Below are 21,848 nucleotides of genomic sequence, written 5' to 3' on the forward strand. Positions count from 1 at the left end.
TATGCTGATTAAGGTTTTCTATATTATAAATATGTTTAATATTTAAAAAATGAGTAGAAATTATAAATTTCATAATCCTGAAGGCTTGTATTTTATAAGTTTTGCCGTTGTGGGTTGGTTAGACGTATTTACTAAAAATGGATATAAAGATTTGTTTTTGTAAAGTTTAGAGTTTTGCCGGAAAGAGAACTTATTAAGATTTTTGATGTTTAAGTAAAGTGCACCAAACGAAAGGATTCGTGCGGAGCAAGGAATTAAAAAGAAAAGAATAATAAAAAAAATGAAAAAAATAGCATTTACGGTTGCGTTAACATTATCAATTTTTAGTTTGACTGCACAAAATTTAAATCCAACTTCTCATATCTGGCTTGCAGGTACTGCTGATGATTTTAAGGGGGGGTATACTTTTTCTTATGCCACAGCTGGAACTCCATGGAATGGTTCTCTTATTAGTTATGGCGGTTTCGCTAATAATTATGATACACAAATAAGTAGTGATTACTTTCGTAATTGCATTTCCTTTAGAACCAGAAATGGAGATAATAATACTTGGAACGCCTGGACTGAATTAGCAACTAAAGGAGCTAACGATTTTATAGGTAATCAAACTATAAATGGTTATTTAGGAGTAGGAACAACCTCTCCTTTAGATAAGTTGTACGTCTATGGTAATCATAACGATTCTAGAATAGTATTGCATTCTGAAATAGGAGGCAATGAACCTAATCAGGCTGATTTAGTACTTTGGGCAAGTGAACCATGGCTTACTTACACAGGAGTAGGAATAGGTAATAATGTATATAATTTTAAAGATGGTAAAGGTGGAATGCAATTATTGAACCCTGCAAGAGGGGGGTCATATATTAGATTGCTAGATAATTCTATACTATTTAATGTCGTATCTTCTTCAGGCTCAGATAAGCAAGCTGTGAGTATAAATAATGAAGGTAATATCGGTATCGGTAAAATAAACCCAACAAACAAATTAGATGTGAACGGCATAATCCACTCCAAGGAAGTAAAAGTAGATATGGATGGCTGGTCAGACTTTGTTTTTAAGAAAGAATACAATTTGCCAACGCTTGAAGAAGTCGAAAAACATATTGCTGAAAAAGGATATTTAGAAAATATTCCGAGCGAAGAAGAAGTTTTAAAAAACGGACTCAATTTAGGGGAGATGAATGCGAAACTATTGCAGAAAATTGAAGAGATGACATTGTACATGATCGAAATGAAGAAAGAGAATGAAAAGCAGAATCAAAAAATAATGATTCTCGAAAATAAATTATCATCTACAACTAAAGTAAAATAAAAGAATATTTATAGGAATCGTTACCTCTGCTGATAATACTATAAATGTAGTAGTGGGCTCTTCTAGTTTAATTCCTAAAGCAGATTCAAATAGTGGTACATGGTCTAGTACTAACGCATATTGGGCATCACCGCTTATTTATAGAACAAGAAGGTTTCCTGAAAATGGGACAGGAGCTTTTCCTTTTAATGAATATGGGGAATTGATGATACAGGGAACTTCTCATGGAAGTACTTATAATAAAGGAATAAGCTTTTTAACCTGGGATGGATCTGGGATTCCTGCTCAAAGTAGAATGAGAATTGCTCCAAATGGTAATATAGGAATTGGAATTGTGCATCCAGCGAACAAACTTGATGTAAATGGTACAATCCACTCAAAAGAAGTTAAGGTAGATATGAATGGCTGGTCAGATTTTGTCTTTAAAAGAGAATACAATTTGCCAACGCTTGAAGAAGTTGAAAAACATATTGCTGATAAAGGTCATTTAGAGAATATTCCCAGTGAAGAGGAAGTTCTGAAAAACGGAATTAGTCTGGGACAAATGAATGCTAAATTATTACAGAAAATTGAGGAGTTGACTTTGTATGCTATTGAGCAGGAAAAAAAGAATAATAAACAATCTTTAAGAATTGATGTGTTAGAAAAAGAAAATCAATCGTTTAAAAATGTTCTTGAAAGGCTATCTAAAATTGAAGAAAAATTGAAATAAATAATTTTATGAAAAAAATATTGTTCCTATTTATTATAATGGTTAATTCTTTTTGTTACTGTCAAACCTTTGATGGTAATTTAGGACATAATAGTTTGAATTGGAGTGAGAATCAAAAGGATTTTACAAGTCCGCCCAGAGTTGGTGTGAATCCTATGTCTGTAAAATTATGGGATAATTATAATGGTGTCGGTGCCCCCACTAATTATGGATCATTATTAGAGATAAGTGGGAAATACTCGCATTTAGTTTCACAGTTGTATTTTGATAATACTTGGAACGGTGCAAGGATACTGTATAGAAGTGCTTTTTATGGTCAGGATGTTTGGGAAAGTTGGCGTTATCTTTTAGACTCTAAAAGTAATGTGGAATCTTCCGGGAATTTAAAAATTAATGGAACAGGAACTAATTATGTATCTGGTAATTTGGGGATTGGAATAGTAAATCCAATAAATAAATTAGATGTAAACGGTACGATTCATTCTAAAGAAGTTAAGGTAGATATGAATGGCTGGTCAGATTTTGTCTTTAAAAAAGAATACAATTTGCCAACGCTTGAAGAAGTTGAAAAACATATTGCTAAAAAAGGTCATTTAGAAAATATTCCAAGTGAGAAGGAAGTCTCGGAGAATGGTATTAGTTTAGGTGAAATGAATGCTAAATTACTCCAAAAAATAGAAGAGCTGACTTTGTATTTAATTGAGATGAAAAAAGAGAATGAAAGTCTTAAAAGTAATCAGGTATTATTGGAAAAGAGAATTGAGAAAGTTGAAATAAGATAAATCATGAAAAAAATATTGTTATTAGTAATGTTGTCTGTTTGCCATAATGGTTTTTGTCAGAATACATTTCCGGCTATTGGAAATATAGGAATTGGCACAAATGCTCCAGAAAAAACATTGCAGATAAATGCCTCTAACTCTGATGCAGGACTGAGGATTCATGCAGTCACGGGTAATAATAATACTAGTACTCCATATTTACTTTTAACAGGTGGATATCAAACTAATAATGGAGTTGCTTTTAGAGGAGTTAATGATCAAAATTACGGAAGAAAAGCGCTAGCTTTTTATTCTGGCTGGGAAGGTGATATTGATAATCCATCAATTACCAATTTATTAGAAAGAATGAGGATCTCATCAAATGGTAATGTTGGTATCGGCACAATAAACCCAAAAAATAAACTAGACGTAAATGGCACAATCCACTCGCAAGAAGTAAAAGTAGATATGAATGGCTGGTCAGATTTTGTTTTTAAAAAAGAATATAATTTGCCAACTCTTGAAGAGGTCGAAAAACATATTGCTGATAAAGGTCATTTAGAAAATATTCCAAGTGAAGAGGAAGTTCTGAAAAATGGAATTAATCTGGGGGAAATGAATGCGAAGTTGTTGCAGAAAATTGAAGAAATGACGCTTTATATGATTGAAATGAAAAAGGAAATTGAACTTTTGAAAAATAATAAAAATTAACATATGAAAAAGATTATTTTTTTAATTTTTATTACTGCATCTTTTGCCGCATCTTCGCAAATTATCTCACCAAGTGATGGGAATAAATTTTTTTATAATGGCTTAGCTGATGTAAGTTTTCAATATGCACCAAGAGGATCAGGAGGAAGAGCTTTTGTCCATGATAATTATAATGTTTTGTCATTAAATTATGGTGAGGATTTTACAGGAGGAACTAGAATTGGTAGATGTGTATTTTAAGGATGGTGACAAGTCGTTTATTTACTCTGGGAATTTTGGTATAGGTACAACAAATCCAACTTCAAAATTAACAATTCAGGCTAGTCCAGATGGTTACCCTACTCCATTAAAAGCTATTAGCATTTTGGGGCCAAATTCACCTGAAAATTCAAATTCAGCTCGAGATTTAAGCTGGGATTTTGCTGCGGCAGGATCAGCTGTTATTCGGAGCTTTAGAGGGGCAAATTGGGATACTTATTTGCAATTTATGACGAATTATAGTCTAGGCGGAGATGCGCCACAGGTTCGTATGCACATAAATGATAATGGCAACATAGGCATCGGCACCACAAACCCAGATTCTAAACTTACAGTAGCCGGAAACATTCATGCTCAAGAAGTAAAAGTAACAATTAACGCAGGATTAGTTCCTGATTATGTTTTTGCTAACGATTATAAATTAAAATCACTGCAGGAAGTCGAAGATTATATCAAACAAAATAGTCATCTGCCAGAAATACAATCGGCAAGTGAGATAGAGAAAAACGGTTTAATGCTTGCGAAAATGAATTTAGACTTGCTAAAAAAAATAGAAGAGATGACGCTTTATATGATTGAGCAAAACAAACAAATTATTAATTTAAAAAATCGATTAGAAAAAGTGGAAAATAATTTTAATTAATTTTTTGAAATTTCTTTAAATGTTAAAAAAGCGAGATTTAGATCTCGCTTTTTTTTATTATCAGATTAATTTTTCAGTCTCCCAATTTTTACTAAATCCTTAAAAAATTATGTATAATTTATATGTATGCATAGTATTTTGATAAATTCGCATGATAAATTTGATTTTAATTTAATAAATGTAATTGATAAAAAGTTAAAATTGTAACTAAATTAATATAGAATATTTATTTTTTTTAACATTTTTTTATTAATATCAAAAATATTTGTATTTTGGCTATATAAACTAACCAAAAACAAATCCAAATGAGAGTGTATTTGCTAATTATGTTGTTTTTCAGCGGAATATCCTTTGCGCAGAATACAATTACAGGTTCTGTTACTGATAGTAACAAACAATCTATTCCTGGTGCTAATGTTAATTTAGTAGGAAGTTCTACCGGAACTTCTACTGATTTTGATGGCTCTTTTAAATTAAATACTTCTGCTAAACCGCCTTTTACGATCAAAGTATCAGCAGTTGGTTTCGAAAGTAAAACGATTAATGTTACTTCGGCAAATCAAAACATTAGTGTGGTTTTGAAAGATGAAGAAACAAAATTAGATGAAATTGTTGTTTCAGCTTCCAGAACTCCGGAGCGTGTAATTGAATCTCCGGTTACTATTGAAAGAATGGGACTTCAGGAGATTAAAAATACAACAGCAGCTACTTTTTATGATGGCTTGGAAAACTTGAAAGAGGTTAATTTTAATACCAGTAGTATTTCTTTCAAATCGATCAATACACGTGGTTTTGCTTCAGTGGCAAATACGCGTTTTATGCAGTTAGTAGACGGAATGGATAATTCATCACCAGCCTTGAATTTTGTATTAGGGAACTTAATTGGTATTTCTGATATTGATGTGGCTAGTGTAGAGCTTTTACCTGGAGCGTCTTCTGCTTTATATGGCGCAAATGCATTTAATGGTATTATGTTTATGAGCAGTAAGAGTCCTTTTACTAATGAAGGAATAAGCGTTTACTACAAATACGGGCAAACGAGTCAGGATGCTGCCGGTACAAATGACTACAATGATTTTGGAATCAGGGCAGCAAAAGCATTTACCAAGCATTTTGCATTAAAAGCAAATTTCACTTATATGGAGGCTTCTGAGTGGATTGCGGCAGATAACAGAAGTATGACCGGCGGTTCTGTTGGGCATGCCAATAATTCAAATTATGATGGTTTAAATATCTATGGAGATGAAATTACAACCTTTATCCCAAATGTTGGACAGGTTAGTAGAACAGGATATCGTGAGCAGGATTTAACTGATAATAAAGTTAAAAGTATGAAGGCCGATTTTAGTGCTCATATTAAGCCTTGGGCAGATGATACCGAAATTATATTGCAATACAAAATTGGTACAGGAAGCACAATTTATCAAGGAGCAAACAGATATGCTTTGAAGGATTTCTTAATGCAGCAGGGAAAATTTGAAATAAAAGGGAAAAACTTTTTTGGAAGAGTTTATTTTACAAGCGAAGATGCCGGAAATTCTTATGACATGAGATTTGCGGGATGGAATGTAAACAGATTGGCAAAATCAGATAAAAACTGGTTTACAGATTACGGAACGGCATATCAATTGTCTTCTGCGGTACTTGGTCTTAATGCAAACGACGCTTCTAATTATGCTCGAAATTTTGCTGATTATAATGTTTCTCCAAATTTACCATTGGTGCCAAATATTGATCCGCTTAATCCAAGTGCGCCAAGATCGGCCAGATTTGAACCGGGTTCCGCGCAATTCAATAATGCATTGGCAACCGTTATTTCTAATCCTGATTTAACTCAGGGAGCTAAATTTATTGATCATTCAAAATTATATCATTCAGATGTGAATTATAATTTAAGAGATGTTATCAAATTTGCTGAAATTCAGGTTGGTGGTTCATGGAGAAAATATATAATGGATTCAGAAGGAACAATCTTTACAGATTATGATGGTCCAATCGAATATAAAGAATATGGGGCTTATGCTCAATTGCAAAAAAAATGGATGGACGACAGATTGAAATTTACAGGATCTATTCGTTATGACAAAAGCCAGAATTTTGATGGAAATGTTTCGCCAAGAGTCTCTTTCGTATATTCTGCAGGAGAATCAAAAAGACATAATTTCAGGGCATCTTATCAAACAGGTTTCCGTAACCCAACCACTCAGGATCAATATATTGGTTTAGATTTAGGACCTTTTGCATTAGTAGGTTCTGCGCCGGATAATTTAGATCGTTTTCAGGAAACACAGCCCGTGAGTCTTGCTGGTCAGGCTATACCGGGTGCCGGGATAGGAGCAACAGTGAACTTATCAGGACGTAGTGCTTATGAAAATTCGTACACATTAACTTCTGTTCAGGCATTTGCCGCTTCTTCAAATCCTGCTGATCTTAAAGTTGCAAACCCTAGTTTGGTAAAGCCAGAACAGGTGCACGCTTTTGAAGTAGGATATCGTACAGTAGTGCAGAATGATTTGTCGATTGACATTAATGCGTATTATAATATTTATAATGACTTTATGAATACTTCAAGGGTTATTACGCCTTATTACGGAACAGTAGGAACTAATCCTGCAGATGCAAGTGTTCAGTTAGGTTATGCTGCTTTGGCTTTTGGAGATAGAAGAGTTTATCAAATTTATACCAATACTACTGCTCAAATCACGTCATTAGGTTTTGGTGTTGGTTTGTCTAAAAAAGTATACAAAGACTTTGAGTTAGGAGTGAACTATAATTATGCTCAATTTGATTTTGACCAAACAGAAGATCCAAGTTTTGTTGCAGGATTTAATACTCCAAAACATAGAATTAAAGGGTCTTTTGGAAATGCTAAAGTGGCTAAAAACTTAGGGTTTAATGTTAATGTAAGATGGAACACAGAATATTTATGGCAATCTTCTTTTGGAGATGGTATGATTCCGGAAAACACAGTGCTTGATGCTCAGATTAATTATGGTATTCCAAAATTAAAATCTGTTATAAAAGTTGGGGCAACAAATCTTTTCGGAAAAGATTATCTTCAGGTAGTAGGTGCAGGTATGATTGGTCAGATGTGGTTTGCTTCATGGGTGATTAATCCGTAATTGAAAATGATGATTTGATCAAAATATTTTTCTTTCTTTTATGATTTTGTTAAATAAGAAAGAGCTAATAAATTAAAAGTTAATAACATGAAAAAAAATATAAAATGGCTATTATTGGTTTCTTTAATTGTAGTAGCATGTAATAATGATGACAGCAGTGATACTCCTGCAGAGGTGCCTGTTGTTCCCGGATCAGCGGTTTTTACTAAATATGTAGCGCTTGGCGATTCTTTTGCTGCAGGTTACAGTGATGGAGCGTTGTTTGCAAAAGGCCAGAGTAATGCATATACCAATATATTGTCGCAACAATTTGCGGCTGCTGGCGGAGGCGCTTTTACAACTCCTTACATGCTGGATAATATTGGAGGTTTTTCTTCCGGCGGTGCGCAGATTCCAAAATTTCCAACCAGGTTTATTTTTGAGCCTGTTACAAGAAGCCCTGTTAATGTTCCGGGAGTTTCCGGTACGGCGATAACTGCACGCTTAACGGGTTCTTTTAGTAATATGGGTATTCCGGGTGCTAAAAGTTTTCATTTACTGGCTCCTGGATACGGTAATCTTGCCGGTGTTTTTGCGACACCTGCGACAGCAAATCCATATTTTGCACGTTTTTCTTCTTCACCTACCACAAGTGTTTTAGCTGATGCTATGGCTCAGGCTCCTACATTTTTTTCTTTGTTTATAGGAGGTAATGATGTTTTGGGTTATGCTACAAATGGTGGTGTACCTACTTCTCAGGATCCTGTTTTGGGAGATGATATTACGCCAACGGCAACTTTTAATTTTGCATATAATACGCTTGTTAATACTTTAACTGCTAATGGTGCAAAAGGAGTAGTGGCAAATTTACCCTACATTACAACATTGCCGCATTTTACAACAGTGCCTTACAATCCGCTTACCGCAAAATCAATTGGAAAAGAGAATGAAGCAGTTGGTTTGGCGACGATTAAATTGCTTAATGCACAATTATATGGTCCGCTAAAAGCAGCCTTAACAGCTCTTGGTGCGGGAGACAGAATCAATTTATTGTCTGAAACTTCTACCAGTCCGGTATTAATGAAAGATGAGACATTACCTAATCTGGGTACTCAGTTAGCCTCGATATTTGCTCCAACATTAGGAGCGCAGACTGCTGCTTTTTATGGTGCAATATTTGGTCAGGCAAGACAAGCTAAGGCTACAGATTTAATGTTGTTAACTACAAGAGCCGCCATTGGTACAGCGCCAGATGCTCTTAATTCTGGTGTGGGAATTGCGCCTCCATATCCATTAAATGCATTTGGAGTATCATTTCCGTTACAGGATAAACATGTATTGATTCCGACTGAAATTGAGGAAATTAGAGTAGCAACAGATGCTTATAATGTAATAATTGCTGCTGCTGCAGATGCAAAAGGATTGGCTTTTGTAGATACAAAAGGTGTAATGACAAAGTTATCCAGTGGAGGAATTCGTTTTGGAAATTTCACAATGACATCTTCGTATGCTGTAGGAGGGGCGTTTTCACTTGATGGTGTGCATCCAAGTCCAAGAGGGTATGGTTTGATTGCTAATATTTTTATAGATGCGATCAATGCCAAATACGGTTCAACGTTGCGTCACGTAGATTTGGGGTCATATCCAATTCAATATCCACTTACAATTCAATAACATTAGTTTTTTTTAGTTAAAAGCCACTCATTTTGAACATGTAGTGGCTTTTTTTATTTAATTAAAAATTGCTCTTTTAGCTATTTGAAGCCCTGAATTTAAGAATCAAACAAAATCGTAGTATTTTTTATAAAAAAAATATTGATTTTATATTTTAAAAATTTATCTTTGCGCTTTGAAAAAAGAGGTATTTTCGATAAACCTAAATAGCTATTTAATAAACACATAAGTAATGTCAAAAGTAATAGGAAAAGTTGCTCAAATCATTGGACCAGTAGTTGACGTAGTTTTCAACGGTAAAGATGTTGAACTTCCAAAAATTTATGATTCACTAGAAATCACTAAAAAAGACGGAACATTGTTAGTTCTAGAAGTACAATCTCACATCGGTGAAAACACTGTGCGTACCATTTCTATGGACTCTACAGATGGTTTGTCAAGAGGATATGAGGTAGTTGGAACTGGAAATCCAATTCAAATGCCAATCGGTCCAGATGTATATGGAAGATTATTCAATGTAATTGGAGATGCAATTGATGGTTTAGGAAACTTGCCAAAAACAGGAGAAAACGGTTTGTCTATTCACAGACAAGCGCCTAAATTTGAAGATTTATCAACTTCATCAGAAGTTTTATTCACAGGTATTAAAGTAATCGATTTGATTGAGCCTTACGCAAAAGGGGGTAAAATTGGATTGTTTGGTGGTGCAGGTGTTGGTAAAACAGTATTGATTCAGGAGTTGATCAACAATATTGCAAAAGGTCACGGTGGACTTTCAGTATTCGCAGGAGTAGGTGAAAGAACACGTGAAGGAAATGACTTACTTCGTGAGATGTTAGAGTCAGGAATTATTAAATATGGTGATGATTTCATGCACTCTATGGAAAATGGAGGATGGGATTTATCTAAAGTAGATATGCCAGGAATGAGAGAGTCTAAAGCTACTTTCGTTTTCGGACAAATGAATGAGCCTCCTGGAGCTCGTGCTCGTGTAGCACTTTCAGGATTATCTATCGCTGAGTATTTCCGTGATGGAGCTGGAACTGATCAAGGTAAAGACGTATTGTTTTTCGTTGATAACATCTTCCGTTTTACACAAGCAGGTTCTGAAGTATCAGCACTTTTAGGTCGTATGCCTTCTGCAGTAGGATACCAACCAACTTTGGCAACAGAGATGGGAGCTATGCAAGAGCGTATTACATCTACAAACAAAGGATCTATTACATCTGTACAGGCGGTTTACGTTCCTGCGGATGACTTAACTGACCCGGCACCGGCAACAACGTTTGCTCACTTAGATGCTACAACTGTATTGTCTCGTAAAATTGCTGAGTTAGGTATTTATCCAGCGGTTGACCCGTTAGATTCTACTTCAAGAATTTTGACTCCTCAAATTTTAGGAAATGAGCACTACGACTGTGCACAAAGAGTAAAAGAGATTCTTCAAAAATACAAACAATTGCAAGATATTATCGCGATCCTTGGTATGGAAGAGTTATCTGAAGAAGATAAATTATCAGTATCAAGAGCACGTCGTGTTCAACGTTTCTTATCTCAACCTTTCCACGTAGCGGAGCAATTTACAGGTATTCCTGGAGTTTTGGTTGACATTAAAGATACTATCAAAGGATTTAACATGATTATCGACGGTGAGTTAGATCATCTTCCTGAAGCAGCTTTCAACTTGAAAGGTTCTATCCAGGATGCTATCGAAGCTGGAGAAAAAATGTTGGCTGAAGCTTAATATAGTTTTAAGTTATGAGTTATGAGTTATGAGTTTAGCAAAGCTTTACCGAACTTATAACTCATAACTCATAACTCATAACTCAAAAATTATGATTTTAGAAATAGTATCACCAGAGGCAAAATTATTTTCAGGAGAAGTAACATCTGTTACATTACCGGGAGTTGATGGAAGCTTTCAAATATTAAATAATCACGCTCCTATTGTTTCTATACTTGAAAAAGGAACTGTAAAAATTACAGCGCCAAGTTTTAATCTTTCTAAAGAAGTAGCGGGTAAATTTACGAGAGTAAACGACCAAACTTATACATTAGAGATTGAGTCAGGAACTATCGAGATGAAAGACAATAAAGTAATTGTTTTAGTTGACTAAGACAGAAAGACAATTCAAATAAATAAATGAAAAGCCAGACAGAGATGTCTGGCTTTTTTTATGCTTTCTGCGTAATAGTATACGTTTGTGAAAGTGTTTGTTTTTAGTTAATTTTTTAATGGTCTTTCATAATGTCAAATATTATGGAGTAATAATGTGAGAAAATTAACAAAAAAGATAAAAATAGAATAAAAAATGCGTAAGTATTTTTCTATATACTTACTACATTTGTAAGTATATTAACACTTAAACATTTTATTATGAAAAAAGCTTTTTTAGGAATGCTAGTAATAGCATTAGGTTTTGGAACAATGTCGTTGACTACGAGTTCTAATGATGTTGCTAATTCTTCAATAAAAAATCAACAAAGAGTTGATGTTGTAAATGTTGCATTTAGTACAACTTATACAGCGCCCTGGTTAGGAGTTTGTTGTGAGTCTCCACTGAGTGCGGTTGAGCGAGATCTTATTAAACGTGGATTTCCGCCTACTAATTACACTATTTTAAGTACTACAAGTACTACTGTAACTTATAAAGTTAATTAATTCAAGTCAGTAGACATAAAGCATTTATTAATAGTAACACTTAAACAATTTTATTATGAAAAAAGTTTTTTTAGCAATGCTGGTATTAGCATTAGGTTTTGGAACAATGTCGTTCTCTAAAAGTTTTAGTGAAGCCGCTCAAGCTTCGATTGACAATAAAAAGCAAGTTCAGGTAAATGCTGCATTTGGTGCTACCTATACAATTCCGTGGAATAGCTGCTGCGAGTCGCCGCTTATTCCTATCGAACGTGATATCGTTCAGCGTGGATTGCCAGTAGGTACTAGCTATACTATCAAAAGTACCACAGTTAATTCTGTGACCTATACAATTTTTTAGTATTAATAAAAAATTATAAATAAATAGTGTGTCTGCTGATAATTTAATCAATTGTGTGACATCTATTTAACAGTTATAAAATATGTGAAAAAGCCATTCAAGTTGAATGGCTTTTTTGTTTTATATTTGGACCATTAAAATCTCTTTATAAAATATTGATCATGATAAAAGCTCAGTAAGCTTTTATTATTTCGTTTTATCAAACTGATAAAGCGCAATTTATCCATGTCAAATTTTATAAAGAAGCTATATGAAAAATATAAAAAAGGTTGCCGTCTTAGGTGGTGGCGGAAGAACTGGAAATTATCTTGTTAACCAGTTATTAAAAGAGGGGTTTAGTGTAAAACTATTACTGCGAGATCCAGAGAATTTCCCTATTCAAAATAATCAAATCGAAATCATCAAAGGTGATGCTCTTGATCTCGAATCTATAAAATCATTACTTAAAGATTGTCAAGCAGTTGTGTGTACAATTGGGCAGCGTAAAGATGAACCTTTGGTGGCGAGCGCGGCTACTAAAAATATTTTGCAGGTAATGAATGATTACGGAATTGAACGTTATGTTTTATTGGCTGGATTAAATATTGATACACCATTCGATAAAAAAAGTACCAAAACTATTATGGCTACAGATTGGATGAAAGCCAATTTTCCGATTATTCAGGACGATCGGCAAAAAGCATATAATTTTTTAGAAGAAAGCAATGTAAACTGGACTCAGGTTCGTGTTCCGTTTATTGAATTTACAGCTGTTAGCTCTGAGATCGCGATAAGTTTAGACGATTGTCTGGGAGATAAAATCAGTGCATTTGATATTGCTGAATTTATGATTCAGGAAATGACGGAATCTAAATTTAGCCGAAAATCTCCTTTTATAAGCGCTATTTAAAAAACAGATTAAATAACAGCGGGTACTATCCAGCGCCCGCTGTTATTTAATATCAATTTCAATTTCATAACTTTGCTTTTATGAAATTAGCCGAAAACCTTATTCAAAAGCTTGAAAATCGTAAGCAGAATAATTCGCTTAGGAAATTGCCTGTATTTAATAATTTAGTTGATTTTTCTTCTAACGACTATATTGGCTTCTCAAAATCAGAATCTATTTTTAAGTTGACGCATGCTTATTTGCTGGAAAATGAAATTTTTCAGAATGGTGCTTCCGGATCGAGACTGATTTCAGGTAATCATTCATTGTATCAAATAACAGAAACGTTTATTGCAGAGTTTCATGATGCTGAATCGGCTTTAATTTTTAATTCGGGTTACGATGCCAATGTTGGCTTTTTTAGCGCTGTACCACAACGAAATGATGTTATATTATATGATGAACTAAGTCATGCTTCTATTCGTGACGGAATTGTAATGTCGAATGCGAAATCGTACAAATTCAACCATAATGATTTTGAGGATTTAGAAAGACTTATTATTAAATTTCAAGCTTCTATCCCAGAGTTTCGGGATCAAAGTCCGATCAATATTTACATTGTTACCGAAACTGTTTTTTCTATGGATGGCGATAGTTCAAACTTAGAAGAATTAGTTGCACTTTCTGAAAAGTATAATTGTTATTTAATAGTTGATGAAGCGCATACTTTAGGTGTTTTTGGTGAAAAGGGCGAAGGCTTGATGCAATATCTTAATTTGCACAATAAAATTTTTGCCCGAATCATGACTTTCGGAAAAGGTTTAGGATGTCATGGTGCTGCTATTTTAGGAAGTAGCGATCTAAAAGAATATTTAGTAAACTTCGCCAGAAGTTTTATCTACACAACCGGATTGTCTCCTCATGCTGTTGCTACGATTTTGGTAGCCTACCAGCAATTACAGGTCGAGAAAGAAACAATCGAAAAGTTGCGTCAGAACATTATTCTATTCAATCAGCAGAAAAACTTGTTAGGTTTAAAACCAATGTTTGTAAGAAGCAAATCAGCAATACAATCTGCAATTGTTCCGGGTAATGAGAATGCGAAACAATTGGCACAACAACTGCAAGATAAAGGTTTTGATATAAAAGCAATACTTTCGCCAACCGTTCCGGAAGGTCAGGAACGTTTAAGATTTTGTATTCATAGTTATAACTCTGAAGAAGAAATAAATCAGGTTCTTGAATTGTTAAGAAATTTCGTATTTTAGCCCACGGATGAAAACGGGTTAAACGGGTTCACGCGGATAATGATGAAAGATCTATTGCATAACGAAATATCAAAACCAATTCTACAAGTTTTTTATGATGTATATAATCAACTTGGTTATGGTTTTCTAGAGAAGGTATATCAAAATGCAATGTACTTTGAATTAAAATCGCAAGGATATAAAGTTGAAGCTCAGAAACAAATTAAAGTATATTTTAAAAATGAATTAGTGGGCGAATTTTATGCTGATTTACTAATTGAGGATTGCATAATTATTGAACTTAAGGCATGTGAACATCTTATAAGTTCACAAGTAGCTCAATTAATGAATTATTTAAAAGCAACACATATAGAAGTTGGGTTGGTTTTAAACTTTGGCGAAAGCCCAGATTTTAAAAGATTAATTTATACAAATAACAGAAAATCTAATATAAAAAATCTGTGACAATCAGTTTGATCCGTTTTAATCTGTGGCCAATTTTATAAGTAATCTAAAAAAAATACTACTCTCATTACCCGTATTTCCTCACTTCTGTAAAAAAGTTTAAATTATTTTGTAACGTTTTGATTGTTTTATCACTTACGAGTCGTAATCAAATAAACCAAAATAATTATGAAAACTATAATCACTTCAATAAAAAGATTCATCTGTAATGTATTGCTTTTTTTAACAACAATACAAGTAATCTGTTCTGTAATAAACCATCATTTGTATGGTAAACCTTATCCTCATTTTTTTATAATAATTGTTTGTTTGCTTCTGGCAACTTTGGCATGGATAAAAGGTGAAAAGTACAACAAACAATAACAGGAGTTTTAATCATCAAATCAATCAATAATACTAATCAATCAACAAAATGAAAAATTTATTTACATCAGCAGTAGCAGTAATCGCTTTAACTTTTAGCGGTGGAATTCAGGGACAAACAAAATCTCCAAAATTAGAAAATTCATTGTTATGGGAAGTTTCAGGAAACGGACTTTCAAAACCATCTTATGTTTACGGAACAATTCATGGTATTTGCCCAACGGATTATTTTATGGCAGAAAAAACAAAAAATGCATTTCAGAAATCAGATAAACTAATTTTAGAGATCAACTTATCTGACCCAATTGAAATGGCCGATATGCAAAAAGCTGGTATTGCTTCAGTACCATTAAGTAAGACATTATCGCAGGAACAATTGTCGAAATTAGATGCAGTTTTACAAAAAAATACCGGTCTAAAAATTAAGCAATTAGACGGTTTTACTTTATCTGCTATTATGGGTTTTATCTCTATGAAAACATTTGACTGCGAAACCTTAAAATCATATGAATCAGATTTTATAGATTTGGCTAAAAAAGAAAATAAAAGTATTGGAGGTTTCGAAACCGTAAAAAAGCAAACCAATATGTTAGTAAATGCTTATACAGATTCAGAATTAATTGAGACTGTTGAAGATTTTAGTAAAGACGAAACTAAGAAAATGGTAGAAGATTATAAAGCAGAAAATGTAATGAATGTTTATAATGATCTTGCAAATGAAAAGGTGATGAGTAAAAATGCCAAAAAATGGATACTCGATGACAGAAATAAAGATTGGGTTCAGACAATGCCAGCGATGATGAAAAAAGAAAGTTTGTTTGTGGCGGTTGGCGTAGGACATTTAGCAGGTGAAGAAGGAATAATTAATTTATTGAGACAAGCAGGATATAAAGTAAAACCAGTAACGAAATAAAATCGTTTTGAAAGAGAAAGAACAAGAATTTTTAAAAAGGATCGAAAGTCATAAAGGAATACTGTACAAGGTTTCTAAGATGTATATGGATAATCATGATGATCAGCAGGATTTGTTTCAGGAGATTGTTTGCCAGCTTTGGAAATCATATGATTCTTTTAGAAACGAAAGTCAGTTTTCGACCTGGATGTATCGTGTGGCAGTGAATACGGCAATTGTTTTCTTAAAAAAGGAAAAACGAAAGGTCGATAAATATGAAATAGCTTCAGAAAACATCAAAGACGATGAAGGTGATTCTCATATAAAAGAAAGTCAGATCGATCATTTTTATAAAGCGGTTCAGAAATTGGAGAAAATCGATAAAGCAATCATTTTCTATCAGCTGGAAGGATTCTCTCATAAAGAAATAGGAGATAACCTCGGAATATCTGAAGGGAATGCAAGAGTAAAATTAAACCGAGCAAAAGAAAAATTAAAAGAAATAATAAAAAATCAAGGATATGGATTTTAACGATATACAAAACGCATGGAATAACGAAAAGACGGATAATGTTGTTGTTCCTGATAATTTAGAAAAAATACAATCGGCAAATATGCCTTTGGACAAAATTAGGAAAAATTTGCGCACAGAACTTTTTGGACAGATTTTGGCTTTGATCATTATAGGTTTTTTGCCACTATATCATGAATTTCCGTCAAGATTTGTAGGCCCTTATTATTTTATATACGGAATAGTGGCGGCAATAAGTATTTACTATTTGTCTAAGCTTTTTCTATTTTATAAGAGATTGGATAAAGCAGCATTAACAACGAAAGACAGTTTGTATGAAACCTATTATGATATTAGGCTTAATATGCAGCTTTACAAAACTTTTACGTTTGCACTAGCTCCTTTTTTCATGATCTATCTGGCTGGTTATTTGATTTTTGGAACTCCTGGCTCAACTGAAATTTTAAATGGGAATTTTGAAAATGAAAAATTAGTATTAAAAGTGGTAATTTTCATGATAACAATGTTGCTTATTGGTGTTTTGACAGAGTGGTGGGTGAGTTTTTATTATGGAAAATACGCCAAAGAAATCAAGAAAGTAATTGACGAACTTAAAGAATAACAAAAAACAAACAAGCCTATCTTAATGATGGGTTTTGTTTTTTAGTGGTATTTTTACACCATTGGCCACTGATAAAACGGATGTAACGGATTTACAGATTATTTGTCTTTTGGGTGATAGTAATTAATTAAAAAAAAATCCGCTTTAACCTGTTCAATCAGTGTTATCCGTGGTCTATTTGCTATGAAAATATTTGTAACAGGAATTTCAACTGATGTGGGTAAAACAATTGCTTCTTCTATTATTGTTGAATCTTTAGAAGCTGATTATTGGAAACCTATTCAGGCTGGAGATTTAGACCATTCGGATACTTATAAAGTAAAGTCTCGTATTTCAAATTCCAAATCCCAATTCTTTTCTAATAGTTATGCTTTAAACACAGCTGCAAGTCCGCATTTGGCGGCTGAAATTGATAGAATTACAATTAATTTAAAAGAAATTCACGAACCAAAAACAGAAAATCATCTGGTGATTGAAGGCGCGGGTGGAATTTTTGTTCCGTTAAATGAAAATGAAACTATTATAGATTTAATTCAACCCGATTATAAAATTATTGTGGTTTCAAGACATTATTTAGGAAGCATCAATCATACCTTATTAACGATTGAAGCGATCCAAAATCGAGGTTTTCAAGTTGCGGGAATTATCTTTAGCGGAAGCGAAAACAAATCAACCGAAAGTTTGATTCTGAATAAAACCGAAATAAAATGTATTGGGAGAATTGACGAAGAACCTTATTTCGATCAAAATGTAATTAAAGAATATGCCGATTTGTTCAGGGATAATTTGCTTAATTTATAGAGCAAAGAAGATAGAATAGAGAAAATAGACTTTCCTATCTTTGAATTATGGATTTTAATCTTTTTTCGATACTCTAATATCTATATTCTAAATAAAATGACATTAACAGAAAAAGACCATCAGTACCTTTGGCATCCTTATACACAACATAAAACGGCACAAAATCCAATTGCCATTTCCAGAGGTGAAGGTGCTTTGTTATGGGACGAAAACGGAAAAGAATATATTGATGCCATTGCATCCTGGTGGGTAAATCCGTTTGGGCATAGTAATAAATTTATTGCCGATGCGATTTACAAACAACTAACCACGCTCGAGCATGTATTGTTTGGAGGTTTTACTCATGAACCAGCAATAAAAGTGGCGGAAAGATTGATGGAGATTTTGCCTAAAAACCAGCAAAAAATCTTCTTTTCTGATAATGGATCAACTGCGGTTGAAGTGGCGATAAAAGTTGCTCTACAGTATTTTTTTAATAAAAATGAAAAACGAACGACTATAATTGCTTTTGAAAATGCTTTTCACGGAGACACTTTTGCAGCAATGGCGGCAAGCGGAATTTCTTTTTACACACAGGCTTTTCAGGGAATGTTTATAGATGTGGTGCGAATTCCGGTTCCGGTAAAAGGAAAAGAACAGGAAAGTTTTGATGCTTTAAATAATGTTATTGAAAATCATAATTGTGCCTGTTTTATTTTTGAACCTTTGGTGCAGGGAGCTGCCGGAATGGTCATGTATGAGCCGGAAGCATTGGCAAAATTGATTCAAATTTGTGCATCAAATAAAGTTTTGACCATTGCCGATGAAGTAATGACGGGTTTTGGCAAAACAGGAAAAACCTTTGCAATGGATTATGTTTCTGAAAATCCGGATATGATCTGTTTGTCTAAAGCTTTAACCGGAGGAACAATCCCAATGGCGATTACGACTTTTACGCAAGAAGTTTTTGATGCTTTTTATGATGATGATATTAATAAGGCATTGTTTCACGGACATACTTTTACGGCGAATCCTACAGGTTGCGCAGCAGCTTTGGCAAGTATGGATTTGTTGCAGACCGAAGAAATGCAAGCTAATATTGAAAGAATTAATGTGAGCCATTTAATCTTTCAAAAGAAAATAGAAAAACATTCAAAGGTAATTACAGCCAGAACATTGGGGGTTATTTTTGCAGTCGAAATCAAATCAGATTCAGAAGAAAGCTATTATGGATCTATGCGAACGAAACTCTATAATTTCTTTATTGAAAAAGGAGTCATTTTACGTCCGGTTGGTAATATTGTTTATATTCTTCCTCCCTATATAATAACCGATGAGCAGCTTCAAAAAATATATACTATTATTGAACAAGCAATAGATATGGTCTAATATAGCCCACACATTTAACCGATGTTGCGAATTTTCAAATACTAAGATAAAAATCGGTTTATATCAGTTTAAGACGTATCATCAGCACGCTATCTTTCAGAAAACTTCACGAACTTTGCGATTAAAAATCCACAACTTTGAATACTAAAATCTCGATTACAGCTTTTTCATCGATTTCTCCTTTAGGAAATACTTCTGAAGGAGTTTGGGAAAAATATCTCGACAATCAACATTGTTTTTCGAAGCATTTTTTAGATCAGCAAGAAACTTCTGTGGCTGCTCTTGATGCGAAATCGAAACAAATTGTTGCCGAAATACGGGAATCAGATATTAAATATAAATTTTTAGACGATTCGGTTTTGTTTGCGATAGCAGCTTCGCGAAAAGCGGTTGCGCAGGCAGGCTGGAATTCAGATGATGTTTTCGGAATTAATATTGGCTCCTCTCGTGGTGCCACAGATTTATTCGAAAAGCATTACAAAGAATATATTGATACCGGAAAAGCACAAACTCTGGCTTCGCCCACAACAACTCTGGGGAATATTTCGTCATGGATCGCGCATGATTTGCAAAGTAATGGCCCTGAAATTTCTCATTCTATAACGTGTTCTACTGCTCTTCATGCATTATTAAACGGAGTTGCATGGTTGAAAGCGGGAATGGCTGATAAATTTTTGGTAGGAGGAAGTGAGGCGCCATTGACCGATTTTACGATTGCGCAAATGCGTGCTTTAAAAATATATTCGCGAATAAATCAGGATGAAGATTCATGGCCAAACCTGGCTTTTGACTTTGATAAAACGCAGAACACGATGATTCTAGGCGAAGGAGCGGCAGTTTGTTGTCTGGAAGCCGGCGAAGTAACAAATGCAATTGCATATGTTACCGGAGTTGGATATGCTACTGAGATTTTAGAACATAATATTTCTATTTCTGCCGAAGCAACCTGTTTTCAGAAATCGATGAAAATGGCATTAAAAGATGTCGATTTAGAAAGTATTGATGCCATTGTAATGCATGCACCAGGAACCATAAAAGGAGATATAACTGAATTGCGTGCCATAGAAAAAGTATTTGGATCTAAAATGCCTTTACTAACTACCAATAAATGGAAGGTAGGGCATACGTTTGGAGCTTCCGGAATCTTGAGTTTAGAGTTAGCGCTGTTAATGTTACAGCACGATACTTTTATCGAAGTGCCTTTTGGAACAAAACAAAATCAGACACAATCTATAAGAAGAGTTTTAGTAAATGCCGTTGGTTTTGGTGGCAATGCCGTAAGCATTTTGATAGAGAAAGCGTAAATTATTTTATAAACAAAAAAACCATTCGCTTAGCGAATGGTTTTTTATTGGAACTAAATTTATATATTATTGAAATATGATTTTTCTTGTTACCGAAGCATCATTTTCTAAAGTTATTTTTACCACCAAAACCTGATTGCCTGATGGCAGGTTTTGAATCTGAAGTTCGGTATTTGATACTTTATTTTTGCTGTAAAGCAATTTTCCTGTAATATCAAAAATGGCAACTTCTTTTATATTTTCTTTTGATGAAAGGATATTGATAACTTTGTTTTTTACCGAAACTAAAATACCGTCGGGGCTATTTTCAAAATCCCCTGTTCCTAATGTTTTATTGGTGTAACGCAGTACAAAACGATCTGTAACGGTACCTGTTTCAGCAATAAAATTATAGTCGCTTGTATTTAAATTATGAATTACTCCTGTTTTTTTATCCTCAAGATAAATAGTTTGCCCGTCTAATATTCCTTCTGTATGGTCTATCGCAATGGTAAACTCCCCATCAATTGTTGATCTGTATCCAAGAGGAATCAGGTCACTGTTCTCAAATGGCAGTGCACGTCCCTGAATGGTTAATTTTTTAGTTTCATTTACACTGTAAAAATCCACGTAAGGATTACCGTTTAAGGTAGTGGCATCATAGTTATTATCGAAACTATTGGTTGCTTCATCAAAATAACCAATCAGGACTTGTTTGAAAGCTCCTTTTGCATTTTTGAAATTTAACCACAAACGATCTCTTACCCCGGTAGTTTTGTCTGTCTTAAAAAACTGCGAATTTCCGGCAGTGGCCACCCTCATGCTATTGGTAAATTTAATTGGAGTGTCTGTCAGTGCTTTTACGAAAAATCCCTGTCCTGAGGCAATGTTTCCTGTTGGAATATTGTCAGTTGGGTTTGCTGTTGGATCTGATATCGCCTCACGGGTCGCCACGCTTCCTGATAAATTGAAAACAGCATAGTCGTTACTTGTATAAGCGTATATATTAGGCTTAGTAGGATCTGTAACTGCAGGGGCAGTATTATGTGTCCAGAAATATACTGTACCCACGATAGTTGGGTTGGGTCCTGCTGTATTGGCCTGAATGAATTTAGTGGCATCCAGGGCAGAAGGATACGGATTCCCGACAAGGTTCCATTTTGCAGGTATTGGCTTCATATTTACATCGCCGTTATTGGGTACTCCAACAAAGGAAGCAGAATGAACTGAACCAACAGTGAGTGAATTTGATTCAGG

The 21,848-nt window shown here is 34.1% G+C and carries 23 protein-coding genes; 22 read left to right on the forward strand and 1 reads right to left on the reverse strand.

The window, feature by feature from the left end:
* Positions 1–280: 280 nt before the first annotated feature.
* The 22 genes from FLP_RS23870 to FLP_RS23970 all read left to right on the forward strand — a co-directional run bounded on the left by FLP_RS23870 (position 281) and on the right by FLP_RS23970 (position 20,612).
* The gene (locus tag FLP_RS23870) at positions 281–1,312 is read left to right on the forward strand and encodes a hypothetical protein (RefSeq protein ID WP_065451976.1); all 1,032 of its coding nucleotides are present in this window, start codon (positions 281–283) and stop codon (positions 1,310–1,312) included.
* Positions 1,313–1,364: 52 nt separating this feature from the next.
* The gene (locus tag FLP_RS23875) at positions 1,365–2,024 is read left to right on the forward strand and encodes a hypothetical protein (protein WP_065451977.1); all 660 of its coding nucleotides are present in this window, start codon (positions 1,365–1,367) and stop codon (positions 2,022–2,024) included.
* Between the two features lie 8 nt (positions 2,025–2,032).
* On the forward strand, positions 2,033–2,806 hold the full coding sequence (locus FLP_RS25810) for a hypothetical protein (protein WP_244894303.1): 774 nt from the start codon (positions 2,033–2,035) through the stop codon (positions 2,804–2,806).
* 3 nt (positions 2,807–2,809) lie between these two features.
* Positions 2,810–3,496: a hypothetical protein gene (locus tag FLP_RS25620; protein WP_065451978.1), complete on the forward strand. Its 687-nt coding sequence runs from the start codon at positions 2,810–2,812 to the stop codon at positions 3,494–3,496.
* Between the two features lie 3 nt (positions 3,497–3,499).
* A complete protein-coding gene (locus FLP_RS23890; RefSeq protein ID WP_065451979.1) occupies positions 3,500–3,736 on the forward strand; it encodes a hypothetical protein in 237 nt (78 codons plus the stop codon).
* Positions 3,687–4,397 (forward strand): tail fiber protein, encoded by a 711-nt coding sequence (locus tag FLP_RS23895; protein WP_123921697.1) that lies wholly within the window; start codon positions 3,687–3,689, stop codon positions 4,395–4,397. Before FLP_RS23890 ends, FLP_RS23895 begins: the two co-directional genes overlap by 50 nt.
* Before the next feature lie 305 nt (positions 4,398–4,702).
* The gene (locus FLP_RS23900) at positions 4,703–7,519 is read left to right on the forward strand and encodes a TonB-dependent receptor (protein WP_065451981.1); all 2,817 of its coding nucleotides are present in this window, start codon (positions 4,703–4,705) and stop codon (positions 7,517–7,519) included.
* An 87-nt stretch (positions 7,520–7,606) separates the two neighbouring features.
* On the forward strand, positions 7,607–9,172 hold the full coding sequence (locus FLP_RS23905) for a G-D-S-L family lipolytic protein (protein ID WP_065451982.1): 1,566 nt from the start codon (positions 7,607–7,609) through the stop codon (positions 9,170–9,172).
* A 232-nt stretch (positions 9,173–9,404) separates the two neighbouring features.
* Positions 9,405–10,916, forward strand: coding sequence for a F0F1 ATP synthase subunit beta (atpD, locus tag FLP_RS23910; RefSeq protein WP_047777068.1), 1,512 nt, complete (start codon positions 9,405–9,407; stop codon positions 10,914–10,916).
* Between the two features lie 91 nt (positions 10,917–11,007).
* Positions 11,008–11,289, forward strand: a complete 282-nt coding sequence (locus tag FLP_RS23915) for a F0F1 ATP synthase subunit delta/epsilon (RefSeq protein WP_065451983.1) — start codon at positions 11,008–11,010, stop codon at positions 11,287–11,289.
* Between the two features lie 281 nt (positions 11,290–11,570).
* Complete coding sequence (locus FLP_RS23920) at positions 11,571–11,834, forward strand: hypothetical protein (RefSeq protein WP_123921698.1); 264 nt, start codon at positions 11,571–11,573, stop codon at positions 11,832–11,834.
* Between the two features lie 55 nt (positions 11,835–11,889).
* Positions 11,890–12,171, forward strand: coding sequence for a hypothetical protein (locus FLP_RS23925; RefSeq protein WP_065451985.1), 282 nt, complete (start codon positions 11,890–11,892; stop codon positions 12,169–12,171).
* A 250-nt stretch (positions 12,172–12,421) separates the two neighbouring features.
* Positions 12,422–13,060: an NAD(P)-dependent oxidoreductase gene (locus tag FLP_RS23930; protein ID WP_065451986.1), complete on the forward strand. Its 639-nt coding sequence runs from the start codon at positions 12,422–12,424 to the stop codon at positions 13,058–13,060.
* A gap of 80 nt (positions 13,061–13,140) precedes the next feature.
* Entirely contained in the window at positions 13,141–14,307 is a 1,167-nt protein-coding gene (locus tag FLP_RS23935) for an aminotransferase class I/II-fold pyridoxal phosphate-dependent enzyme (RefSeq protein ID WP_065451987.1), read from the forward strand.
* Between the two features lie 39 nt (positions 14,308–14,346).
* Positions 14,347–14,751 carry a GxxExxY protein gene (locus FLP_RS23940; RefSeq protein WP_199727150.1) on the forward strand — a complete coding sequence of 135 codons (405 nt, stop codon included), beginning with the start codon at positions 14,347–14,349 and terminating at the stop codon, positions 14,749–14,751.
* Between the two features lie 168 nt (positions 14,752–14,919).
* Positions 14,920–15,114, forward strand: coding sequence for a hypothetical protein (locus tag FLP_RS25350; protein WP_123921699.1), 195 nt, complete (start codon positions 14,920–14,922; stop codon positions 15,112–15,114).
* Between the two features lie 49 nt (positions 15,115–15,163).
* Positions 15,164–16,027 (forward strand): TraB/GumN family protein, encoded by an 864-nt coding sequence (locus FLP_RS23945; protein ID WP_065451988.1) that lies wholly within the window; start codon positions 15,164–15,166, stop codon positions 16,025–16,027.
* 7 nt (positions 16,028–16,034) lie between these two features.
* Positions 16,035–16,538, forward strand: coding sequence for an RNA polymerase sigma factor (locus FLP_RS23950; RefSeq protein WP_065451989.1), 504 nt, complete (start codon positions 16,035–16,037; stop codon positions 16,536–16,538).
* Positions 16,528–17,139: a hypothetical protein gene (locus tag FLP_RS23955; RefSeq protein ID WP_065451990.1), complete on the forward strand. Its 612-nt coding sequence runs from the start codon at positions 16,528–16,530 to the stop codon at positions 17,137–17,139. The genes FLP_RS23950 and FLP_RS23955 overlap by 11 nt, the downstream gene beginning before the upstream one ends.
* Before the next feature lie 183 nt (positions 17,140–17,322).
* Positions 17,323–17,940: a dethiobiotin synthase gene (bioD, locus tag FLP_RS23960; protein WP_065451991.1), complete on the forward strand. Its 618-nt coding sequence runs from the start codon at positions 17,323–17,325 to the stop codon at positions 17,938–17,940.
* A 96-nt stretch (positions 17,941–18,036) separates the two neighbouring features.
* A complete protein-coding gene (bioA, locus tag FLP_RS23965; protein ID WP_065451992.1) occupies positions 18,037–19,308 on the forward strand; it encodes an adenosylmethionine--8-amino-7-oxononanoate transaminase in 1,272 nt (423 codons plus the stop codon).
* A 137-nt stretch (positions 19,309–19,445) separates the two neighbouring features.
* Positions 19,446–20,612, forward strand: coding sequence for a beta-ketoacyl synthase N-terminal-like domain-containing protein (locus tag FLP_RS23970; protein WP_065451993.1), 1,167 nt, complete (start codon positions 19,446–19,448; stop codon positions 20,610–20,612).
* Between the two features lie 66 nt (positions 20,613–20,678).
* Here the strand turns inward: FLP_RS23970 and FLP_RS23975 are convergent.
* Positions 20,679–21,848: T9SS sorting signal type C domain-containing protein (locus FLP_RS23975; RefSeq protein ID WP_131798892.1), on the reverse strand; the 1,170-nt coding region annotated here is incomplete at its 5' end.

Source organism: Flavobacterium piscis, assembly GCF_001686925.1.
Classification (GTDB): domain Bacteria; phylum Bacteroidota; class Bacteroidia; order Flavobacteriales; family Flavobacteriaceae; genus Flavobacterium; species Flavobacterium piscis.

Coding starts and splice junctions, on each gene's coding strand:
- FLP_RS25350 (WP_123921699.1), top strand. CDS start 14,920: ATGAAAACTATAATCACTTCAATAAAAAGATTCATCTGTAATGTATTG.
- FLP_RS23945 (WP_065451988.1), top strand. CDS start 15,164: ATGAAAAATTTATTTACATCAGCAGTAGCAGTAATCGCTTTAACTTTT.
- FLP_RS23895 (WP_123921697.1), top strand. CDS start 3,687: ATGGTGAGGATTTTACAGGAGGAACTAGAATTGGTAGATGTGTATTTT.
- FLP_RS23870 (WP_065451976.1), top strand. CDS start 281: ATGAAAAAAATAGCATTTACGGTTGCGTTAACATTATCAATTTTTAGT.
- FLP_RS23905 (WP_065451982.1), top strand. CDS start 7,607: ATGAAAAAAAATATAAAATGGCTATTATTGGTTTCTTTAATTGTAGTA.
- FLP_RS23900 (WP_065451981.1), top strand. CDS start 4,703: ATGAGAGTGTATTTGCTAATTATGTTGTTTTTCAGCGGAATATCCTTT.
- bioD (WP_065451991.1), top strand. CDS start 17,323: ATGAAAATATTTGTAACAGGAATTTCAACTGATGTGGGTAAAACAATT.
- bioA (WP_065451992.1), top strand. CDS start 18,037: ATGACATTAACAGAAAAAGACCATCAGTACCTTTGGCATCCTTATACA.
- FLP_RS23890 (WP_065451979.1), top strand. CDS start 3,500: ATGAAAAAGATTATTTTTTTAATTTTTATTACTGCATCTTTTGCCGCA.
- FLP_RS23940 (WP_199727150.1), top strand. CDS start 14,347: ATGATGAAAGATCTATTGCATAACGAAATATCAAAACCAATTCTACAA.
- FLP_RS23935 (WP_065451987.1), top strand. CDS start 13,141: ATGAAATTAGCCGAAAACCTTATTCAAAAGCTTGAAAATCGTAAGCAG.
- FLP_RS23930 (WP_065451986.1), top strand. CDS start 12,422: ATGAAAAATATAAAAAAGGTTGCCGTCTTAGGTGGTGGCGGAAGAACT.
- FLP_RS23955 (WP_065451990.1), top strand. CDS start 16,528: ATGGATTTTAACGATATACAAAACGCATGGAATAACGAAAAGACGGAT.
- FLP_RS25620 (WP_065451978.1), top strand. CDS start 2,810: ATGAAAAAAATATTGTTATTAGTAATGTTGTCTGTTTGCCATAATGGT.
- FLP_RS23925 (WP_065451985.1), top strand. CDS start 11,890: ATGAAAAAAGTTTTTTTAGCAATGCTGGTATTAGCATTAGGTTTTGGA.
- FLP_RS25810 (WP_244894303.1), top strand. CDS start 2,033: ATGAAAAAAATATTGTTCCTATTTATTATAATGGTTAATTCTTTTTGT.
- atpD (WP_047777068.1), top strand. CDS start 9,405: ATGTCAAAAGTAATAGGAAAAGTTGCTCAAATCATTGGACCAGTAGTT.
- FLP_RS23920 (WP_123921698.1), top strand. CDS start 11,571: ATGCTAGTAATAGCATTAGGTTTTGGAACAATGTCGTTGACTACGAGT.
- FLP_RS23915 (WP_065451983.1), top strand. CDS start 11,008: ATGATTTTAGAAATAGTATCACCAGAGGCAAAATTATTTTCAGGAGAA.